The 20,636-nt window shown below is 46.8% G+C and carries 19 protein-coding genes; 7 read left to right on the plus strand and 12 right to left on the minus strand.

Annotation, left to right across the window (positions count from 1 at the left end; all coding sequences use genetic code 11):
* Positions 1-17 precede the first annotated feature (17 nt).
* The gene (locus tag RIG68_RS04150) at positions 18-2,384 is read left to right on the plus strand and encodes a hybrid sensor histidine kinase/response regulator (protein WP_350118952.1); all 2,367 of its coding nucleotides are present in this window, start codon (positions 18-20) and stop codon (positions 2,382-2,384) included.
* On the opposite strand, the gene hemE is transcribed toward RIG68_RS04150, so the two are convergent.
* The gene (gene hemE / locus RIG68_RS04155) at positions 2,381-3,412 is read right to left on the minus strand and encodes a uroporphyrinogen decarboxylase (RefSeq protein WP_350118955.1); all 1,032 of its coding nucleotides are present in this window, start codon (positions 3,410-3,412) and stop codon (positions 2,381-2,383) included. The genes RIG68_RS04150 and hemE overlap by 4 nt on opposite strands.
* A 124-nt stretch (positions 3,413-3,536) precedes the next feature.
* Here hemE and sdaAA point away from each other — a divergent pair, with 124 nt between their 5' ends.
* Positions 3,537-4,442, plus strand: a complete 906-nt coding sequence (gene sdaAA / locus RIG68_RS04160; protein ID WP_350118958.1) for an L-serine ammonia-lyase, iron-sulfur-dependent, subunit alpha — start codon at positions 3,537-3,539, stop codon at positions 4,440-4,442.
* Positions 4,443-4,444: 2 nt separating this feature from the next.
* On the opposite strand, the gene RIG68_RS04165 is transcribed toward sdaAA, so the two are convergent.
* Positions 4,445-5,659: a TCR/Tet family MFS transporter gene (locus tag RIG68_RS04165; protein WP_350118961.1), complete on the minus strand. Its 1,215-nt coding sequence runs from the start codon at positions 5,657-5,659 to the stop codon at positions 4,445-4,447.
* A gap of 134 nt (positions 5,660-5,793) precedes the next feature.
* Between RIG68_RS04165 and RIG68_RS04170 the strand changes: the two genes are divergently transcribed.
* Together RIG68_RS04170 and RIG68_RS04175 are read left to right on the plus strand one after the other, a co-directional pair.
* The gene (locus RIG68_RS04170) at positions 5,794-6,546 is read left to right on the plus strand and encodes a sterol desaturase family protein (protein WP_350118964.1); all 753 of its coding nucleotides are present in this window, start codon (positions 5,794-5,796) and stop codon (positions 6,544-6,546) included.
* 218 nt (positions 6,547-6,764) lie between these two features.
* Positions 6,765-7,517: a hypothetical protein gene (locus RIG68_RS04175; protein WP_350118967.1), complete on the plus strand. Its 753-nt coding sequence runs from the start codon at positions 6,765-6,767 to the stop codon at positions 7,515-7,517.
* A 50-nt stretch (positions 7,518-7,567) separates the two neighbouring features.
* Here RIG68_RS04175 and RIG68_RS04180 read toward each other — a convergent pair whose 3' ends face one another.
* Together RIG68_RS04180 and RIG68_RS04185 are read right to left on the minus strand one after the other, a co-directional pair.
* Positions 7,568-8,149: an O-methyltransferase gene (locus RIG68_RS04180; RefSeq protein WP_350118969.1), complete on the minus strand. Its 582-nt coding sequence runs from the start codon at positions 8,147-8,149 to the stop codon at positions 7,568-7,570.
* A 110-nt stretch (positions 8,150-8,259) separates the two neighbouring features.
* Positions 8,260-9,459 (minus strand): 2-isopropylmalate synthase, encoded by a 1,200-nt coding sequence (locus RIG68_RS04185; protein ID WP_350118972.1) that lies wholly within the window; start codon positions 9,457-9,459, stop codon positions 8,260-8,262.
* A gap of 194 nt (positions 9,460-9,653) precedes the next feature.
* On the opposite strand from RIG68_RS04185, the gene RIG68_RS04190 reads away from it, so the two are divergent.
* A complete protein-coding gene (locus tag RIG68_RS04190) occupies positions 9,654-11,201 on the plus strand; it encodes a hypothetical protein (protein ID WP_350118975.1) in 1,548 nt (515 codons plus the stop codon).
* Here the strand turns inward: RIG68_RS04190 and RIG68_RS04195 are convergent.
* The 3 genes from RIG68_RS04195 to RIG68_RS04205 all read right to left on the minus strand — a co-directional run bounded on the left by RIG68_RS04195 (position 11,198) and on the right by RIG68_RS04205 (position 15,195).
* Positions 11,198-11,836: a hypothetical protein gene (locus RIG68_RS04195; RefSeq protein ID WP_350118978.1), complete on the minus strand. Its 639-nt coding sequence runs from the start codon at positions 11,834-11,836 to the stop codon at positions 11,198-11,200. The genes RIG68_RS04190 and RIG68_RS04195 overlap by 4 nt on opposite strands.
* 179 nt (positions 11,837-12,015) lie before the next feature.
* Positions 12,016-13,944 carry a molecular chaperone DnaK gene (gene dnaK, locus RIG68_RS04200; protein WP_350118981.1) on the minus strand — a complete coding sequence of 643 codons (1,929 nt, stop codon included), beginning with the start codon at positions 13,942-13,944 and terminating at the stop codon, positions 12,016-12,018.
* Between the two features lie 108 nt (positions 13,945-14,052).
* Positions 14,053-15,195, minus strand: a complete 1,143-nt coding sequence (locus RIG68_RS04205; protein ID WP_350118984.1) for a nitrilase-related carbon-nitrogen hydrolase — start codon at positions 15,193-15,195, stop codon at positions 14,053-14,055.
* Between the two features lie 12 nt (positions 15,196-15,207).
* Between RIG68_RS04205 and RIG68_RS04210 the strand changes: the two genes are divergently transcribed.
* Positions 15,208-15,885, plus strand: a complete 678-nt coding sequence (locus RIG68_RS04210; RefSeq protein WP_350118987.1) for an RluA family pseudouridine synthase — start codon at positions 15,208-15,210, stop codon at positions 15,883-15,885.
* Entirely contained in the window at positions 15,882-16,202 is a 321-nt protein-coding gene (locus RIG68_RS04215; RefSeq protein WP_350118990.1) for a DUF6787 family protein, read from the plus strand. Before RIG68_RS04210 ends, RIG68_RS04215 begins: the two co-directional genes overlap by 4 nt.
* A gap of 41 nt (positions 16,203-16,243) precedes the next feature.
* On the opposite strand, the gene RIG68_RS04220 is transcribed toward RIG68_RS04215, so the two are convergent.
* From RIG68_RS04220 to RIG68_RS04240, 5 genes are all read right to left on the minus strand, one after another.
* Entirely contained in the window at positions 16,244-16,735 is a 492-nt protein-coding gene (locus RIG68_RS04220; protein WP_350118993.1) for an ankyrin repeat domain-containing protein, read from the minus strand.
* Positions 16,736-16,844: 109 nt separating this feature from the next.
* Positions 16,845-18,047, minus strand: coding sequence for a DNA polymerase IV (gene dinB / locus RIG68_RS04225; protein ID WP_350118996.1), 1,203 nt, complete (start codon positions 18,045-18,047; stop codon positions 16,845-16,847).
* A gap of 65 nt (positions 18,048-18,112) precedes the next feature.
* A complete protein-coding gene (locus tag RIG68_RS04230) occupies positions 18,113-18,745 on the minus strand; it encodes a 2'-5' RNA ligase family protein (RefSeq protein ID WP_350118999.1) in 633 nt (210 codons plus the stop codon).
* Between the two features lie 129 nt (positions 18,746-18,874).
* Positions 18,875-20,104 (minus strand): NADH-quinone oxidoreductase subunit D, encoded by a 1,230-nt coding sequence (locus RIG68_RS04235; protein ID WP_502880615.1) that lies wholly within the window; start codon positions 20,102-20,104, stop codon positions 18,875-18,877.
* Between the two features lie 17 nt (positions 20,105-20,121).
* Positions 20,122-20,622 carry an NADH-quinone oxidoreductase subunit C gene (locus RIG68_RS04240; RefSeq protein ID WP_350119002.1) on the minus strand — a complete coding sequence of 167 codons (501 nt, stop codon included), beginning with the start codon at positions 20,620-20,622 and terminating at the stop codon, positions 20,122-20,124.
* Positions 20,623-20,636 lie beyond the last annotated feature (14 nt).

Here is a 20,636-nt window from a genome sequence, read left to right on the forward strand (position 1 = left end):
TTCTTTAAGGGGCTAAGATGTCGAGATTTTTATTTTTTGTTGGAGTCCTCACCACTTTTATTTCATTTTCCCTAAAGGCAGATGTTGAAAAACCGACAGCAGTTCAGGGAACATTGGACTTGAGAGGCTGGGATTTTTTACGGGATGGCCCAATAAAGCTGGATGGAGAATGGGGCTTTTACTGGAAGGAATTGCTCGTACCAGAAGGTGTTGAGTTGGCCAAAAAACCTCCCCATTACTTCTACTTTCCCAGGATTTGGAACAACGCAGAGGTAGACAGTGTGGAACTGAACAGAGAAGGTTATGCCACCTATTCTCTCACCGTGCTTTTGCCCAAAGACCACCCTGCCTTGCTCATGTGGGTAGAAGACTTTTTTTCCAGCTACCAGCTATTCATTAATGGAGAGGTTTTTTCAAAAAATGGCATTGTTGGAAAAACGAAGGAAGAGTCGCTGCCTCAGTACTACCCAAAAACAAAGCCGCTGAGAGAAAGGTCAGATACACTTCACCTGGTACTTCAAGTCTCCAATTTTGTTCATAGAAAAGGCGGAAGCTCTCAAAGCATTACGCTCGGTGAAGAAATGGAATTGGCCCGGGCCAAAGAAGTAGAGCTGGCTTATGACTGGATTTTGGCGGGTGCCATGTTCATGGGTGGGTTTTTCTTTTTTGGACTCTACCTATTCGGGCGGCACGACAAGCCCATGCTTTACTTTGCGCTGTTTTGCCTGGTATACGCCTACAGAAATATCGGTTCGGATATCTATGCTATCAACGCATTATGGGAGATGCCTTTTTCTCTATTGCTAAGGCTCGAGCACCTCAGCGTATTTATGGGTCTCTATTTCTTTGTCCGTTACATCGTCAGTCTTTATCCCGAAGAGGTATACAAGCCCATTTTCTCTGTCTTTCTATGGGTCACGTTGGGAATAAGCTTGTTGACAGTAGCGGGCCCTGTACTTTTGTTTACCTCCATCCTACCCTACTATCTCTACGTTCTTCTGCTGGCTATTTGCTACGGAATATACATAGTGGTGATGGCTGTCATACACAAGAGGCCGGCAGCAGTATATGCTCTTGTGGCAAAACTGATCGTTTTTGCGATAGTGGGCTATAATGTATTGGTATACTTCGACCTGACACCGAGAATTGTCCTGTTTAATTTCATCGCCCACATCCTCTTCTTCTTTTTTCAGGGTCTTATCCTGTCGTTTCGGTTTGCCCAAAACCTTAAGGAAGCCAAAGAACAAACTGAAAAGGCTTCCAGAGCCCGCACTGAGTTTCTTTCGACCATGTCTCACGAAATGAGAACCCCATTGAATGCCGTATTGGGCATGACCAACTTCTTGATTCAGGACAAGCCCAAGCAGACGCAAAAGGAAAGCCTGAATACACTTAAATTTTCTGCGGAGCGACTCATGAACCTGATCACCGAATTGCTTGACTTCAGCAAAATAGACTCGGGTCAAATAGCCTTTTCTACAGAAAAAATATCCCTCAAAGAATTCCTTGACTCGGTTCACAGTCCATTCGAAAAAACAGCACAGCAGAAGCAGCTAGACTTCCAGCTTAAAATAGCTGACAACGTGCCCGACCACATCCTTTGTGACAAAGCACGGCTGTCGCAGGTGTTGGTCAACCTTTTAGATAATGCTTTGAAGTTCACTGCGTCGGGCTTTGTCCATCTTAAGGTTTCGCTGGAGGAGAAAGAAAGCGACAGTGTCAAGCTGCTATTTGAGGTGGTTGATAGTGGCATTGGTGTAAAAGAGAGTCAGAGTGAATTGATTTTTGAAAGCTTTTCCCAGGGTAACGCTTCCACCACCCGAGAGTACGGAGGAACAGGCCTTGGCCTCAGTATTATCAGGCGGCTGCTGAGGCTGCAAGGCTCCGACATTCAGTTTGCCAGCACGCCTGGAGAAGGCTCCCGCTTCTACTTCAGCCAATGGTTTGGCGTGGTGAAAACGGCAGAAAAATTACCCGCCCCTGTCGTGCCCAAAGTAATCGACAGAAATATTGTGGAGGGCAAAAAAGTATTGGTGGTGGAAGACAATAAGGTAAATGTATTGGTCATCAAAAAGTTTCTCCAAAAGTGGGGAGCCAAGATAGAAATTGCTGACAATGGCCAGATAGCCGTTGAAAAGCACGCAGCCACACCTTTTGATATTATCCTAATGGATCTTCAGATGCCAGTCATGGACGGTTACAAGGCCACCGAAAAAATTAGGGAAATGGATGCAAAAACGCCCATTATCGCCATTACCGCCGCCATCCCATCAGACATTCGGGATCAGATTTTCACTGTTGGGATGAACGACATTGTCACCAAGCCGTTTGTACCCGAGGATCTCCACGAAAAACTGATCAAATACCTTTCGCTGGCAAACTAGCCTTGTCGGTACTCCTTTACTGTTTCAATAAAGCACTTCACCTTTTCAGGATCAGTATCCGGATACACGCCATGACCCAGGTTGGCAATATGACGCTGAGGCCCGAAGGCTTTTAACATGTCTTTTGTTGCCTTTTCTATCTCTGCAAAACTTCCGTAGAGGGCACACGGATCGAGGTTGCCCTGTAGTGTCTTGCTGGCTCCCACTTTTGCTCTCGACTCAGCCACGTCCATGTTCCAGTCGAGACCGACGGTAGCGCAGGGCAGTTGGCCAATTTCTTCAAGCGCAAAAAAGGCCCCCTTGGCAAAAACTGTGACCGGCACCTCGGGAATAGCCTCGCATATTTTCCTGATATAAGCGAGCGAGAATTCTCTGTAGTGGTCAGGCGGCAACACACCGGCCCACGAATCAAAAATCTGCAACATGTGGGCACCAGCCTTTACCTGCGCCTTCAGGTAGCTGATGGTACTTTGGGTGATCTTTTCGAGCGCCTTATGCGCCAACGCCGGTTCGGTGTACAAAAAACCTCTGGCTTTTGAGAATGTCTTGCTGCCAGAGCCCTCCACCATATAAGAAAATAGTGTCCATGGGGCGCCGGCGAATCCTATTAAAGGTACTCTGCCGGCCAGCTCTTTATTGGTAAGCTTGATGGCCTCTATCACGTAACCTAGATCGGTTTCTCCGTCGGCTACACGCAATTCGTCTATATCCTTTTCTGTTTTTATTGTCTTGGGAAATGTTGGCCCTCTCTTCTCAATCATTTCGTAGGGGCATCCCATAGCCTCCGGTATCACCAAAATGTCGGAGAAAATGATCGCTGCATCTACTCCCAGTATGTCTACCGGCTGCACGGTCACTTCTGCAGCAAACTGCGGTGTTTTTACCAATTCGATGAATCCACTCAGGCTGTTCCGTACGGCCCTGTATTCTGGCAAAATTCTTCCTGCCTGTCGCATCATCCATACAGGCGTTCTCTCCGTTTTCTCTCCTCTGGCAGCCCGGAGGATCAGGTCGTTCTTCAGTTGCATGGGGCAAAGTTAGTCAGGCTTACCATATTTCCACCCAGATTTTGTCAAGACAAATAGAGACTTTGGGGCAAAACGTTTCCAGGTTCCTTTTTCGCTATCTTTGTTGAACAACAAATGACCCATTATGAGTATCTTATTTGAAAGCTTCGCCAGCTGGAAGAAAGATTGCCAGGACAGAAGTATTAAGCTTTTTGAGCCTGTAATCGAATACGAAATCCAGCAAAAAAATAAAACAGAAGAGGAAATTTGGGACGGACTCCAAAGGGCCTATGAGGTGATGAAGGAGGCCGTCCAAACGGGGCTTACGGAGAATATGACATCCCGTTCAGGGATGATCAACAACGGAGCAAAAAAAGTATACAATAACCCTATCACCGTCCTTTCGAAGGAGTTTCAAGTGCTTATTTCAAGAGCGCTGGCCGCCAAAGAAGTTAATTCCTGCATGGGCCGGGTAGTGGCAGCACCTACAGCGGGAGCTTCGGGCATCCTGCCCGGAACGCTGGTTACGTTACAAGAGCTTCACCGCCTGGACGATCGGAAAATTTTAGAAGGCTTACTCGTAGGAGCAGGCATTGCATTGATTATGGAGCAAAAGGCTTCCATTTCAGGGGCTGTAGGCGGATGCCAGGCTGAGACAGGAAGTGCCGGGGCTATGGCCGCAGGAGCCATCGTTTATTGTCTTGGAGGCAACGTTGACCAGGTTTTCAATGCCGTGGCCATCACCGTTCAGTGCATGCTGGGCCTCGTGTGCGACCCGGTGGCTGGGTTGGTGGAGGTGCCCTGCGTGGTCCGCAATGCAAGCGCAGCCGCTATTGCCAACTCCTCGGCGCAAATTGCTATTTCCGACGTAAGCAGTGTCATCCCCGTCGACGAGTGCGTGGAAGCCATGGGCGAAATAGGTCAGGCCATGGAAAGCCGTTACAAGGAAACAGCAGAAGGAGGACTTGCCACCACACCTACCGGCCGATCAATAGCCAAAAAAGTACTCATCCACGATATTGAGATATTAGATGACGATGAGGCTAATTAATATCAGGAATTTCTCTTGTTGAACGACGGGATGGCCAGAAAAACAGCCACGACCGTGATGATGGCAGCAGCCAGAAAGGCTGCGCCCGGAAAATAAACGATCGGGTTTTCGCCGGTGAAGTAGGCAAAGAGATTTGTCATCAGGGGCGGCCCAATAATGGACGTCACGCTGGTCATGCTGGTCAACGCTCCCTGTAGCTCCCCTTGTTCGTTGGATGGCACCTGTCCAGAGATAAGGCTTTGGAGCGAAGGGCCAGCAAAGCCACCCAAAGCAAAGGGCACCATAATGGCGAACATCATCCAGCCTTGTGACGCAAATGCAAAAAGAGTAAAGCCGAAAATATAAAAAAACATGCCGACGAATACGGCATTCCACTGTCCTATTTTCGGCACCACAATGCGGATAAGCCCTCCCTGCACAATAGCCACTGTCAGCCCAACAAAGCCGAGCGAATAACCTACCCAGGCCTCGTTCCAACCAAACTCAAGCATGGTGAAATAAGCCCAGGTGCTCTGGTTGACATGTCCAGCCAGATAGATAAAGAAGAAAGCGCCTACCAGGCCCAGCACCTTGGGATACTTTTGCAGCGCTTTCAATGACCCCAGCGGGTTAGCCCGACGGATACTGAAAGGCCGTCTTTTATCGGGCGGCAATGACTCAGGAAGCACGAAGTAGCCATACAACCAGTTGAGTAACGCTAATGCGGCAGCGGCAAAGAAAGGGACTCTTGAACCGTACTGGCCCAGCAAACCACCTATAACTGGCCCAATAATAAAGCCAAGGCCAAATGCAGCCCCTATGATTCCGAAGTTCTGCGCTCTTTTTTCCGGCGTGCTGATGTCTGCAATGTAGGCCGATGCAGTAGTGAAGCTGGCACCGGTTACGCCAGCCAGTAGGCGGCCGACAAACAGCCACCAGATATTAGGAGCGAAGGCCAGCAGCAAATAGTCGAGCCCAAATCCAAACAAAGAGGCAAGCAGGACAGGTCTGCGTCCAAAATGGTCGCTCAGCCCACCCAGCACCGGAGCAAACAGAAACTGCATACCAGCGTAAGCAAACAGTAACCAGCCGCCATACTGGGCAGCCTGGCTCAGGTCGCCGTTGATAAGTTCTTTGATAAGGCTTGGCAGCACTGGTATAATGATGCCCAGCCCGGTAACGTCTATAAGAAGCGTAATAAAAATAAAGCCGAGGGCGGCCGGACGTTTTTCGGACATGTACTTAAAATTACAACAGCGAAAGGTACAAAATAAGCGGATAGTCCAAACCGCTTTTTTGGTTAAGCACTATACAAAAGGCCTGCAAGGTTCTTTGACCACTAAATCGTATTTTAGAGGAAATATTGGCGCCAATGGATCAAAGGCTCTATATCCTTCTTTTAATCATTTTTCTGCGATATGCCCTGATCGCCAGCCTCGCCTTTTTTATCTTCTATAAAATTTTAAAAAGCCGTTGGGCTTCCCGAAAAATCCAACAGGTCTTTCCGAAAAGAAATGACTACTTGCGTGAAATTGGCTATAGTCTGCTAACGATCCTTATTTTCTGGATCGTGGCCCTTAGCACATTTACGCCTTTTATAAAACCCTACACCAAACAATACGCCGAAATTGGGGATTATGAGTGGGGCTACTTCGCTTTTAGCATCGTGCTGATGCTACTCATTCATGATGGCTATTTTTACCTGATGCACCGTATTATGCATCATCCCAGGCTTTTCAAGACCTTGCATAAGGTACATCATATGTCTACCAATCCTTCACCATGGGCGGCGTTGGCATTCCAGCCAGCTGAGGCGGTGATAGAGGCGGGCGTTATCTATGTCATTGTATTTTCCATTCCTACTCATCGGTCGGCCGTCATGATTTGGCTCGCACTCATGATGCTCTACAATGTGTACGGCCATCTTGGCTATGAGTTCTATCCAAAAAACTTTCAGCGATCATGGCTAGGTAAGTGGTTCAACACGTCGGTGAATCACAATCAACACCATAAGCACTTCCAAGGTAACTACGGTCTGTACTTCCTTTGGTGGGATAGACTTTTCGGCACAATTCGCAAAGACTACGATGAAGAATTTGACCGGGTAAAATCTTTGGCCAAATAAGCTTCCAACGAGCCGTTTCGAAAAGGGAAGGCATAGGAATGCTAGTGTTACCTTATTTTTTTCTAAATTTGACCATATTAGCTTGCTATCCGCCCCCTGGAATATCTTTGGCACCGGTAATAACTCCCTGAGTTAAAAATAATTAAGGGCCAACTTCATTAGTGAATTTATCTTTTATATACTTTTGCCTCGCAATTTTAAAAATGCACCAAACTATTATGAAAAATCAATTAGCAGTGCTGGTTATTGTTACCTCACTCATGGCTTCTTGTGGCCTTAAACAGGAAAATGAAACACTTGTGGCAAAGATCGACTCCCTTAACACGGAGCTTGCTTTCCAGCGTCAAATGTCGGCGGTACTTGAAAACGTCGGCGTGTTACTCGATTCGATCGATCAAAACAGGAATGCGCTTAAGGTGAACATGGAAATGGGCACTACTTACGATGACTTCAACACTCGTTTAAGTGAATTGAATCAGTACGTAAAGGACTCTGAAAAGAAAATCGACGAAATGGAGAAGAGCCTTGCGAAGTCGAATTCTTCAAACAAAACATACGCAAACTCTATCGCAAGGTTGAAGAAGCAGTTGGAAGACAAAACGGCTCAAATAGCTCAGTTGGAAGCAACAGTAGCGGAATACAAAGAGAAGAATGAGCAACTAGGCACCTTGGTTGAGCTTCAAAACACTGAGTTGGAAGACAAAGCGCTACAAATTGAAGCTAAGCGTCAGGAGTTGACCATGCTGGAAACCAGAATCACTGAACTGCTCACTCAGTCTAAAGTTTCGCAGGCCGACTCTTACTTTATGAGAGCTCAGGCAGCGGAAGAGGCAGCCCGTCGTACACAGCTGGCACCCAAAAAGAAGAAAGAATCGTATAAAGAAGCTTTAGACTTGTACCAGAAAGCTTTCGATCTTGGCCGTGAAGATGCCAAAGCAAAAATTGAAGAGATAAGTAACAGACTTAAGTAATAGTGAAAGAGAGGCCCTCAAATTTGAAGGCCTCTCTTTTTTCATGTCTATTATCCCCTCTTTGTTGCTACTATTATCCCTGTTGACCAGGATTGTTTTGTAAGCAGCAAGCTTCCATTCTTTTCGAGTTCTTCCACCAGCCCAAGCGCTTTTTGGTGATGGCCTTCAGGCCAGTTAGGCTGAGGCAGCATGTCGTCGATAATATAGAGCCCGCCAGGTTTAAGCATCGCCAACACGGCCTCCAGCATCAGGTATTTCCCGTGCCATGTGTCGGCAAAGATGTAGTCAAATTGTAGGCTGCTGTTGGCTAACAACCACTCCTCTCCATCGGAGCACACAAGCTGCAAACGGCTATCATGATCGAGAAAATCGGCCGCTATGCCAATAAGGGTCTCGTCGTTGTCCAGTGAGACCAGAGACGATTTTTGATCCATGCCGCTCAATATCCATGAAGTAGAAAGGCCCGTTCCGGTTCCAAGCTCTAGAAAGTTCCCCTGGGGTTTTGATGCTGCGAGCGTTCGCAGCAATGACCCTGTAAGCGGGTCGGAAGCCATTGTGAAGCCAGCCTTCTCAGTGGCCACAGCAATTCCCCGATACGCAGCAGGTATCGCTTGTTTGATCTCGTCGGTCATAGGGGGTAACGTTTACAGAAATTTCCTGTATTAAAAATTTGCCAGTATCGACTTAAAATTTGAGGTGACCGGGAAATCAGTGGGCCCGATGCAACAAAGAATCCGCCTGATTATAGCACGTCCTTGCCTTTTCCAGTTTTGGTGCTCAACAAAGCTTCCACCTCGTCAATCTTCACCAGTTCAAACAAATCCTCGTCTTCGATTTGCTTTTTGCGGTCGGCCATTTCAAGGAAGTGCATGTAAATTACTTCCATCTCGTCTTTGTCAAACTTATAGCCAAGCACCTGAAGGCGGTGGGTAAGCGCAGCCCTACCACTGCGTGCAGTAAGAAGGATCAATGACGAAGGAACGCCAACATCCTCCGGATCGATGATTTCGTAATTCTCTCTGTGTTTAAGGAAGCCATCCTGGTGGATGCCTGAAGAATGTGAAAAAGCATTTTTGCCCACAATCGCTTTGTTAGGCTGCACAGGCATGTTCATCATGTGCGACACCATTTTGCTCATCGCATAAATGCCTTTGGTGTTAATATTTGTCTCCAGATTCAGGTATGGGTGCGACTTCAACGTCATCACCACTTCTTCCAATGAAGTGTTACCTGCTCTTTCTCCAATACCATTGATAGTGACTTCCACCTGGCGGGCGCCGTTGGCCAAACCAGAAATTGAATTTGCAGTGGCCATGCCGAGGTCGTTGTGGCAATGCACTGAGATAATGGCCTTATCGATATTGGGCACATGGTCGTACAAATACTTGATGCGCTCACCAAACTGCCATGGCAATGTGTATCCAGTAGTATCGGGAATATTGACCACGGTAGCTCCGGCGGCAATCACGCCTTCTACCATCAATGCAAGGAACTCAAGGTCAGCACGGCCTGCATCTTCGCAGAAAAATTCTACGTCGTCGACAAAGCGGCGGGCGTATTTTACTGCAGATATGCCCTGCTCAAGCACCTTCTCTCGGGTCGACTTAAGCTTATGTTGAATGTGGATATCGGACGATCCAATTCCAGTATGGATTCTTTTTCTTTTAGCCAAATGGAGAGCCTGAGCAGCACAATCAATGTCAACCACTTTGGCCCTGGTAAGCGCACAAACCACCGGCTCAGTTACATTTCTGGAAATTTCCACTACGGAGTTAAAATCTCCAGGGCTTGACACCGGAAAACCAGCCTCAATTACGTCAACGCCGAGGGCTTCGAGTTGCTTGGCAACAATTACTTTTTCTTCAGTATTCAATTGACAGCCTGGAACCTGCTCGCCGTCTCTAAGGGTAGTGTCGAAAATGTAGACTCGATCTTTGCTCATACTAAGGTGTGTATTTTTTTAACGAGAATCCCATTTCTGGTATTCGATAATTGATTCTATGCAACAAATCTACTTTAACTGTGGGTCTGCCAAAGGATAAAATTCAAAATCGCTACGACAGCCAAAAGCATCTATTTGTCAACAAAAAGGCTCAAATTGCAAATTAACGGCTATATTGCCATGCAGACAATACAATGGCCAAACAAGAAACAGACCCCTTATTCCAGCTGATTAAGTCGCTCACTAAGGCTGAAAAGCGAAATTTCAAGCTGTATGCGAAGCGAATCAACGGCAAGGAAGACAGTAAGTTTATCACCCTTTTCGACGTGATGGACGATGTTGATGTTTATGACGAAAAGGTGATCCTTAAAAAGGCTCCATCATTGATTCCTCAGCAACTTTCCAACCTGAAAAGTCATTTGTACGGGCAAGTGCTGAAAAGCCTCCGGCTTATTCATATCAACTACGACTACCCCATTGAAGTGCGGGAGCAAATTGACTATGCGAGGGTGCTTTATAACAAAGGGCTCTATAAGCAAAGCCTCCGGATTCTCGACAAGCTCAAACAGAAGGCCGCTGAAAACAATGAAGAGATTCTGCAGCTGGAGATCATCGACTTCGAAAAGCTAATTGAAGGGCAGTACATCACCCGAAGCATCGGCAACAGAGCAGAGGAGCTGGTGAATGAGTCGAGGCATGTAACCAAAATAATTGCCAAAACACAGGAGCTGTCGAACCTGTCCATTTCTCTTTACAGCCTTTACATCAAGCTGGGCTATGTGCGAAATGAAGAAGACTACAGGGTTGTGCAGCATTATTTCAAAAGGAACCTGCCCGACTACGAATATGACAGCCTCAGCTTCAACGAGAAGGTGTACCTCTGCCAATCGATGGTTTGGTACTACTACATCGTGCAGGATTTTGTGAAGTGCTACCGCTACGCTGACCGCTGGGTGGAGCTTTTCAAAAGCCATCCGGCGATGATCAAAAGGAAGCCCGACTTGTACATCAAAGGACTACACAATCTTCTTGCGGCACTTTTCAATATTCAGCATTATCCGAAGTTTGCAGAAAAACTCCTGGTACTGGAAGAACTGAAGAACTCGGCATTGTTTTCCCAGAATGAGAACATCCAAAGCTTGCTGGCTTTCTATTATTATAATGACAAGATCAACCTGTTCTTTATGGAGGGTCGGTTTACCGAAGGGCTAGTCATTGTTCCTGATGTATTGGAAATCATTGATAAGTTTGACAACAAAATCGACTCGCACCGGGTACTGCTTTTCTATTACAAAATCGCCTGCCTCTATTTTGGCAGCGACGACAATAAAAACGCTGTCAAATACCTCAACAAAATCATCAATCTCAAAGATGTTAGCCTTAGAGAAGACATTCATTGCTTCGCACGAATCCTTAACCTGATTGCCCACTACGAAATGGGTAACAGCGATTTGCTTGAATACCAGATCAAGTCAGTGTATCGGTTTTTAGTGAAAATGGACAACCTGCAGGGGGTGCAAAAGGAGATCATCAAATGGCTGCGAAAAGTGCCGGGTATGCTGCCGGAAAACATAAAAAAGGAGTTCCAGGCACTGAAGGAAAGGCTTGAGGAAACTCTGAAAGAGCCTTTTGAACTACGAGCATTTCTCTATCTGGACATCATTTCTTGGCTTGAAAGCAAGATAGATGGAGTGCCGGTTCAGGTGGTGATCAGGAGGAAGTTTGACGAGAGAAATCGTTAGTCTTCAGGTACTTCCGACTTTTTTCGACGGCCGAATACGTAACCCACGTTTATCTGGACAACCGGATATCTGCCCTTTCTAAAATTATCAACATACTCCCTGTTTTCTTCCCAGCTCTGGTGGTTATTGTCCCAATCGTTGTATCGCCAGTAAGAAGGATTGCTGGTGATTTTATCGGTATTGAAAGTGTTGAAGTAGTGTCTGTAACCCACCAGGGTAGTCAAAGTCACCCGCTTGAACATGGTAATTTTAGCGCCAAAGTTTATTTCGGGTCCTATCATTACTCCTTTCATTTGTAGAGAATCGGTAGGCACAAATGCGCCTTCTCGAATAGCCAGTTTTCCAGCTTCAAGGTTTAAGTTGGCCGTTGCGAAAGCCTGCATCCAACGAAACTCCGTAGGCATATAGAATCTGTGGCCAAGGTCAAGCCGGTAGCCTTTATAATTTCCATTTCTAAAAAAGAGCTCCCATAGCTCCCCGCCTTTGTAACCAGCCGTTGCTATCCAACTTCGTTTAGGTGTTACATACAGTTCCGACTGTAGGTAGTAATTTTCAAATGTCCGAACAAACGGGTGCAAAGGAGCTGCTATTTCTATTCTTTGGTAAGCCTCCTGTCCGTTTGCGAAAAAACTCATGCATGCAAAAAGTAAAGTCGTCAGTGTGAAAATTTTACCGGCTCTCATCTGAAAAAATTTAAGTCAATGACCAAAGTAAGTAAAAAAAGACCCTCTTTTTGAGAATCATGTAAAATAAAACACAAAAAAGCCCCTCAGTTTCCTGAGAGGCTTCGTGATCTATGATGTAGGGCAAACGATTACTTTTTGGTATCGTCTACCTCTTCGTATTCTACGTCAGACACATCACTGTCTGCTTTTGCCTCGCCTCCGGCTGCTCCGTTAGCTTGCTGTCCGGGGTCTGCACCTGGCTGCCCACCTTCAGTAGAAGCATACATTTCCTGAGAGGCTGCTGCCCATGCCTGGTTCAAAGCCTCAGTTGCAGTATCTATACCTGCGATGTCCTGAGCCTTGTGAGCAGTCTTCAGATTTTCAAGGGCCGCTTCAATAGCAGTCTTGTTACCTTCAGAAAGTTTCTCACCGTACTCCTTCAGCTGTTTCTCAGTCTGGAAGATCATAGAGTCCGCACCATTCAGCTTATCTATTTTCTCTCTTTCAGCCTGGTCAGTGTCAGCGTTAGCTTTGGCTTCAGCTTTCATCTTTTCGATTTCAGCATCAGTCAAACCAGAAGAAGCCTCGATCCTGATTTTTTGCTCTTTGCCAGTTCCTTTGTCTTTAGCAGATACGTGAAGGATACCATTCGCATCAATATCGAATGTCACTTCGATTTGAGGCACGCCACGTGGTGCTGGCGGAATGCTGTCCAGGTGGAAACGACCGATGGTGCGGTTGTCTCTCGCCATTGAGCGCTCACCCTGCAAAATGTGTATCTCCACAGATGGCTGGTTATCAGACGCCGTTGAGAACACCTCAGACTTCCTTGAAGGGATAGTTGTGTTTGACTCAATCAGCTTGGTCATTACGCCACCCATTGTTTCAATGCCCAATGAAAGAGGAGTTACGTCAAGTAGAAGTACGTCTTTCACTTCGCCAGTCAACACACCACCCTGAATAGCTGCTCCTACGGCCACCACTTCGTCGGGGTTAACACCTTTAGAAGGCTTTTTGCCAAAGAACTTCTCTACCTCTTCCTGAATTCTTGGAATACGGGTGGAACCACCTACAAGAATTACCTCATCAATTTCTGTAGGATTCATGCCGGCATCTTTCAATGCTTTGCGACATGGCTCCAGCGTACGCTGCACAAGGCTGTCAGTCAATTGCTCAAACTTAGAGCGAGAAAGTGTGCGAACAAGGTGCTTGGGTATGCCGTCAACTGGCATGATATAAGGCAAGTTGATCTCGGTGCTGGCTGAGCTTGAAAGCTCAATTTTTGCTTTTTCAGCTGCTTCTTTCAAACGCTGTAGCGCCATTGGATCTTTGCGAAGATCGATATTCTCGTCTTTCTTGAACTCCTCGGCCAGCCAGTCGATGATCAGTGAGTCAAAGTCGTCGCCACCCAGGTGAACATCACCGTTGGTAGATTTCACTTCAAACACGCCATCGCCAAGCTCAAGCACAGAAATATCGAATGTACCACCACCAAGGTCGTACACCGCAATGGTCATGTCCTTGTTTTTCTTATCAAGACCATAAGCCAACGCAGCGGCGGTAGGCTCATTGATAATTCTTTTCACATCAAGGCCAGCAATCTGTCCGGCCTCTTTGGTAGCCTGACGTTCCGCATCGTTGAAGTAGGCAGGCACGGTGATTACCGCTTCTTTCACTTCAGTGCCCAGGTAATCCTCAGCTGTAGACTTCATTTTCTGAAGAATCATTGCTGAAAGCTCTTGCGGAGTATAGTTACGATCACCAATTTTCACTCTTACAGTGTCATTGCTGCCTGATTCAAGACCGTATGATACATTTTTACGCTCGGCAGTCACTTCTGAGTATTTCTTACCCATGAAGCGCTTAACAGAGCTAACTGTATTTTGTGGGTTGGTGATGGCCTGACGTTTAGCAGGATCGCCAACTTTGCGCTCACCCTTGCCATTGTCCAGGAAGGCTACAATTGAAGGGGTTGTCCTTCTTCCTTCGCTGTTAGGAATCACCACCGGCTCATTCCCTTCCATTACAGCGACGCAGGAGTTAGTCGTTCCTAAGTCAATTCCAATAATTTTTCCCATGATTATGTATTTTATTCCTTTTAATTTTCAATCTGTACTCACTTAGCTAAACAAGGGTTGTGCCAAGTGGTTTTCGGGGCAATAGTTGTGACAAGATGTCAGAATTACCTAAAACTGAAGATTAACGATGGCAGCCCCATCTGCAGGAATTTCAATCATTTCGGGCTTGCCTTCAGATAGCACAAGGGGGTTTCCATCGGTACCAAGGTCCCATAGCTGGCCCCTAAGAAAAATGTTGAGCCCCGTTTGGATGCCAAATTCCGGCGCCCGACCGAGCATGCCATATTTCTGCCAGGCTTGACCTTCTGTCAGTGTGCCGATGTCATCGGGACTGACATTGGCAGGAGGTTGGCCTCCATTGTACCCCTTCCATGGTTGGTTCCACACATTTTCACCGGCCAAAAAAGAGGGCACCACCACAAAATCAACTTCTTGGTTTGCTATGACCTTGTATGCATCGCCATACCAAGAGTCTGCGCAGATCAACGTCGCTACCTTCCCGGCCGCCGTATCAACTACCGGTGTTTGGTCACTATTTCCGGCCCTGGAGAAAGCTTTTTCCTCGGATGTCAAAAAATTCTTCACTGTCAGGGGGCCTGCCAACTTACCCGTGGCATCGAAGGTGGCTGACACGTTAAACAAGGGGCCATTGCCTACGTGCAGCACACCGGCTTCTATTAACGGAGATGGCAGAATAATGGAACCTGCTACCACCGTAGCCCGGTATTCTGCCGCCAGTCTGCTGAACACCCGCTGATAAGCTTCTGCCATTTCAACTGCCTTCAATGAAAAAAGAGCCGCAGTTGCCCGACCTTTAGCATCCGAGGCAAAATAGTTGGCCAGGAAAGAAATTGGATGAGAAAAAGCCACAGTACTCAGTGCATCTTCAGTCGTTTCCGCCGTATATACTGAGGCCTTTTCATTGATGGCCACCAGCCATGTTCCGATGTATTCTGGAAAAACGACCACCGTTGCCGATGTGAAGCAACCGTTTTTCTTTGCAATCGAAAGATAGCGATTCAGCTTAGCGTAGAGCGCATCGGCTGATCGGTAGTCGGCCGGCACCATATAGGGCTGAATGCCAACAATATTGCCCGTGGCATAGGTGCCTGCTTTGATGAAAACCGAACGCTCAGATGTCATTTCAAATTCAGCGTAAGATCGGCCGGACTGAATCCACCAATAATAGGCTCCACAAAGAACTAAAAAAACCAGCACAGCGCTGACCAATAAATTTCTACCTTTGATCATTAGAAAAAACTTGTGGATTTTAGAAAACTAATTCTGTTCGAAGATAACCACCTGCTCATCGTGAACAAACCCGGGGGCATGTTGGTGCAAGGTGATGAAACTGGCGACCAGTCGCTTGTCGACTATGCAAAGGACTATGTTAAGGATAAATACAACAAGCCAGGAGCAGTATTTATGGGGCTGGTGCATAGGATAGACCGGCCGGTAAGCGGAGTGGTAATGCTCACCAAAACGTCAAAGGCCCTGGAGCGTATGACCAAAGCTTTCAGGGAAAGAACCATTGAGAAGATTTACTGGGCAGTAGTTACCAGAAGGCCTCCCAAAGAGGAAGCTACGCTGGTTCACTGGCTTGAAAAAGACTCTAAGAAAAATACGGTAACAGCTTACAACAAGGAAAAAGGCAGTGCACAACGGTCTGAGTTATCATTCAAGATTTTGACGGTATTCAACGACTATTGCCTGCTTGAGGTCAGGCCCGTTACCGGCCGCCCTCATCAAATACGAGCCCAGCTAGGAAAGATGGGCTGCCCTATCAAAGGAGATCGTAAATATGGTCATCAGTTTCCCAACGAGGATTCTTGTATCAACCTGCACGCAAAAACGTTGATATTTGCTCATCCGGTCACAAAGGAAATAATGGCCATAGAAGCGCCGTTACCTATCAAAAGTTATTGGCAGGCAGTTTCATGAGTGAGCAAAAAGAAAGCTGGGTAAACCGACTCCGGGATCGTTGGAACTTGAAAAGCGGCTGGCAGGTCGCAATCGTGCTGATTGTATTCGCCTGCACGGGATTTACAGTGCTTTTTTTGAAAAAGCCCCTCTTTCGTCTTATCCACGCCTCAGAGGAATACTACACCCTACTGACTATTCTTTACTACATCCTGATACTGCCTATCTACAACCTCATCCTGCTTTTTTACGGCTTCCTTTTTGGACAGTTCAATTTCTTTTGGGAATTCGAGAAAAGAATGTTTAGAAGATTTAGCGGGAAAAGGCCTCAGCAATAATCATGCACCCTCGTAACAACGAAGGCCTGTAACTTCTCGCCCTATTTCGCTATTCCCTGAGACTTAAGGTATTCGACCACTTCTACTGCCGCCTCTCCTCCCATCACAGCATGTTTCATCAAAGTAATGCCATGAGGCCCGGCGCTGGTGAGTGAGGCTGGATAGGTAGCCACAATCAACTTCACTAAATCTAACTTTCCCATCATGGCTGCCGTGAAGATATCCAGTCTTGCTCCTTTGTCTATTAAGTACTGAGCGATGTCAGGCCTCCCCATGTGGGAAGCCCCACCTAATGCCGTTTCGTAGTCGCCATTCCCCCAATCCCAGGTAGCGTTGAGTATGGTCGGTATTTCCGCCAACATCTGTTTGGTCCCGTCCAGGTCGGTATGGCCTTTAGAAACGAAATCTTTCACAAGCGCACTATCGATAGGTCCTGGCTGATCCTGTGTTACCTTGTTGGCCAACAACATTCCAGGAATCAAGAACATTGAGCTTGTAGCCGCCCTTTTAATAAAGTCCTTCCTTGTAAGCATGATTTTAAGAGATTAGTCCTTATATCTATACAGCATTGACTTGTAGCAAGTTAGCATAATTACAGGAAAGGCATATATCTCCTTGAAAGTGACAGTATGTCGGTGCTGATCATGCAGCGACCCCATTGAATGGATTGAAACTTCTTCTCGACACTCCCATGCCCACAGCACGCACGACAGCATTGTCCCCATGCTTTTGCCGAAGCTTGTCCATTGCCTGGTAAAGCTTGATGCCCTCTTCGGTGTCTTCAAAAAGGTTGATCTGGTAATTGCCATGCACCAGACTGCTGAACCTAACCCCAATCAGGCGAATAAGCATCCTTCGGCTATATGCCTTTTTAAAAAGCTCTTTGACCATCGGAATCAGCACGTGGTCTGCCGAGGTGTAGGGCATTTTCCGCTGCAAGGTATGGGTATCAAAATCAGAATAGCGAATTTTGACGGTGACACAAGATGTGAGCTGCTGTTCCTTCCTAAGCTTAAATGCCAGCTGCTCAGTCATAGCAACAAGTATCGACTCCAGCTTCTTCACATCAATGGTATCCTGTCCAAAGGTGTTTTCTGTAGAAATAGACTTTCTCTCCGAGTAGGGCACAATCGGCGTCCGATCTATGCCGTTCGCCTTTTCTGAAATCACAATGCCCATCTTTCCAAAAACCGCTGCCAACATCTCCACGGGTACCTGCTGTAGCGTATGGATCTTTTGAACACCCATTTTTCGCAATGTGTAAGCGGTCTTCTCACCCACCATCGGAATTTTATCTACTGTGAGAGGAGAAAGAAATCCCTTCTCGGTGCCATAAGCTATTTGCCTCTGCCCATCAGGCTTCGACTCGTTGGTGGCTACCTTTGAGACAGTCTTATTTTCAGAAAGCCCAAAGGAAATAGGCAAACCGGTTTCTTTTCTGATCCGTGCTTTTAGTTCGGTGGCCAGCTTCATGCAGCCGAAGAACTTTTCCATGCCTGTTAAATCAACATAAAACTCATCGATAGATGATTTCTCGTAGGAAGGTACAGCTTCATGTACAATCTCGGTAACCATCTGAGAGTACTGAGAATATCTCTCCATGTCGCCACGAACGACGATGGCTTCCGGGCACAACTGTTTCGCCAAGCGCATGGGCATGGCAGAGTGTACACCAAATGCCCTGGCTTCGTAGCTACAAGAAGCCACTACGCCACGGTCGCTACCGCCGCCGATGAGCAGCGGCTTCCCGACAAAATAGTCGTTTTGCAGGCGCTCCACGGATACGAAGAAGCTATCCAAATCCATATGGATGATAGAGCGATGATCAGTTGCAGGTGACCACATAGTAGCCATATAGTTAAGGGTGAAAGACTTCTGGAAAAGAGCCGGCTAAAAAATAGATGTGTTCGTTAGGCTACATGCGAAAACAAAGACATCTGTGGCTCATTTACCATCCAAACTTTCTCTTCCGGCCACTTCAAACTGATAGCAGCTTTCTCTAACAGAGCAATGGCTTCTACCGAGTCATTTTTGCCATTGCCTATGTCTCTGAGTAAGCGCACCTGATCAACCTGAAAGGTCTCCTTATATTTTTGGTCAACGAACGTTTGGTGTATTTTTAAAAAGGCCTTCTGCTCAAACTCACTTCCAATAATCATGTGCGGATATTTAGCAAACACAGGATCGATCACCCTAACACCGAAGCTTTTGGCAGACTCTCTAAATTTCTGATAAAATAGCTGATTAATATGGGCGACTTGAGACCCATTTCCGATCTTGAGGTAAATAGCTCGATTGCTTTTCAGGTAGGCAAATCCATTAAGTGCGATGTCGAATGCGTCGACAAAAACAGACGCCTCCTTTAGTGCCTTAGTGATAAGATGTTCGTGAGAGATGTCTGCCTGAAAAGAAAACAAACTAACGTGAGGATGGGAATTGTAAAACTTGTACTGCCCAAACTCGTCAAGTATTTGTGTTTTACGATCCCTCACATAGTCCGTTATGGACTGGGAAGGATATATCTGAATTTTGTATGTCACCATAATAACCTCCTTTTATACTATCAAATATAGCAAGCGACAATTATAATGTCAACATATTTAGCTCTAATTAGTAAAATATTTAGCAAAATAGGTTTTGCAGCTATTATGACTGGCAAATGGTCTAAAAAGTCACCTATCAACCTCTCCCAGCACAAAATCTACTGAGCCAACTATGGCAATGAAGTCGGCAATAAGGACGCCTCTCGATATTTCAGGAACGACTGACAAGTTAGAAAAACAACAAGAGCGAGCCTTGCAACGAACTGGCGCATCATTCCGGCCATCGGCACGGAAATAGAAGCCAAGCTCTCCCTTTGGGTTTTCGGCACGAACATAAAAGTCCTGGGCCTGAGGCCTGATCTTTTTTGGCACTATTGCTCGTGGGTCATAATCACGAGTTCGCTTATGTTCCTTTGTGAGCATTTCAAGACACTGTTCAATAATCTTGACGGATTCCTCACATTCCCTGTAGCGCACCCACGTCCGATCCCAGCAGTCGCCCACTGTTCCGACGGTCCCTTCCCCAACCGGAACTTCAAAATCAAGCTCCGGGTACACGCTATAGCCGTCTATCCGGCGCAGGTCAAACCGCAAACCGGAAGCCCTGAGCATCGGCCCGGTCACTCCGTAATTGATGGCAAGGTCACGGGAAAGCACACCTACATTGGCAGTACGCTCGACATAGATTTTATTGTTCAGCAGGAGATCTCTGGTCTCTACCAGCTTCGGCTTCAGGTAGGTTACAAATTCCTTGCAGCGCTCTTCGAAACCTACAGGCAGGTCGTAGAACAGGCCGCCTATCCAGATGTAATTATAAAGCATGCGTGCACCGCTCACCCACTCGAGCATGCGCAGGATGTGTTCCCGGTCACGCATCATCCAGAGGAAGGGGGTTACGGCACCAATATCAAGCCCATAGGTGCCAATAGCGACAAAGTGAGAGGCCAGGCGGTTAAGCTCGGCAACGAGCACCCGGATGTATTCAGTCCTTTTTGGAATATCATTTTCAATCCCCAGCATACGCTCCACTCCCATTACATAGGCATGCTCGTTATTCATTGCCCCCACGTAATCGAGCCTGTCTACGTAAGGAATGACTTGGTTGAAAGGCATGCTCTCAGCGTGCTTTTCGAAGCAGCGGTGCAAATAGCCCAGGTGAGGCACAACGTCGACCACTACTTCACCATCGGTAATCACCTCAAAACGCAGAACGCCGTGAGTAGACGGGTGTTGCGGGCCGATATTGATCAACATTTGCTCCTCGGTCAGGTCTGCCGGCTTGTACTTTGTAGGCTCGGAAGCTTCGAGGTGTTTGGCGTCGTATGTGTACTGAACGGTGCTCAAGTGGTTATTTATCAATCGTGTTTTGATTCTCTTTAGTAGTCAACTTTCATTCCGTGGTAGTATTCCTGTGTGGAGTAATCCTTGCGCAGCGGATGGCCGTTCCAGTCGGTTGGCAAAAGTATGCGTCGCAAATCGGGATGGCCGTCGAACTTGATTCCCACTAAATCAAAAGCTTCCCGCTCATGCCACTCTGCTGTTTTCCAAACATCGCTAACCGTAGGGATCATTGGCAACTCTGCTCCTTCTTCGTTTCTGTCAACAATTACCCTCAGGAGTAATTGAACATTATAAGGAATGGAATATAAGTTGTAATTCACCTCGATTGTATTGGCCTCCACGCCATTATCGATGGCTGTGAGGCAGGAGAGTGAGTCAAAATAGGTTTGCTCGTTGTCTCGCAGAAAAAGGCATATATCCTGAAGCTTTTCAACGGACACTACAAGGCCCTTTGGCGTGGCGTTTTCGATGGTATCGACGACAGATGAGTCCCCAAATTCAGCTTCGATAAGAGATTTAATGTCGGTGTGGGTCATTGACTTTCTGTTCT

It is taken from the genome of Imperialibacter sp. (assembly GCF_040222385.1).
Taxonomy (GTDB): Bacteria; Bacteroidota; Bacteroidia; order Cytophagales; family Cyclobacteriaceae; genus Imperialibacter.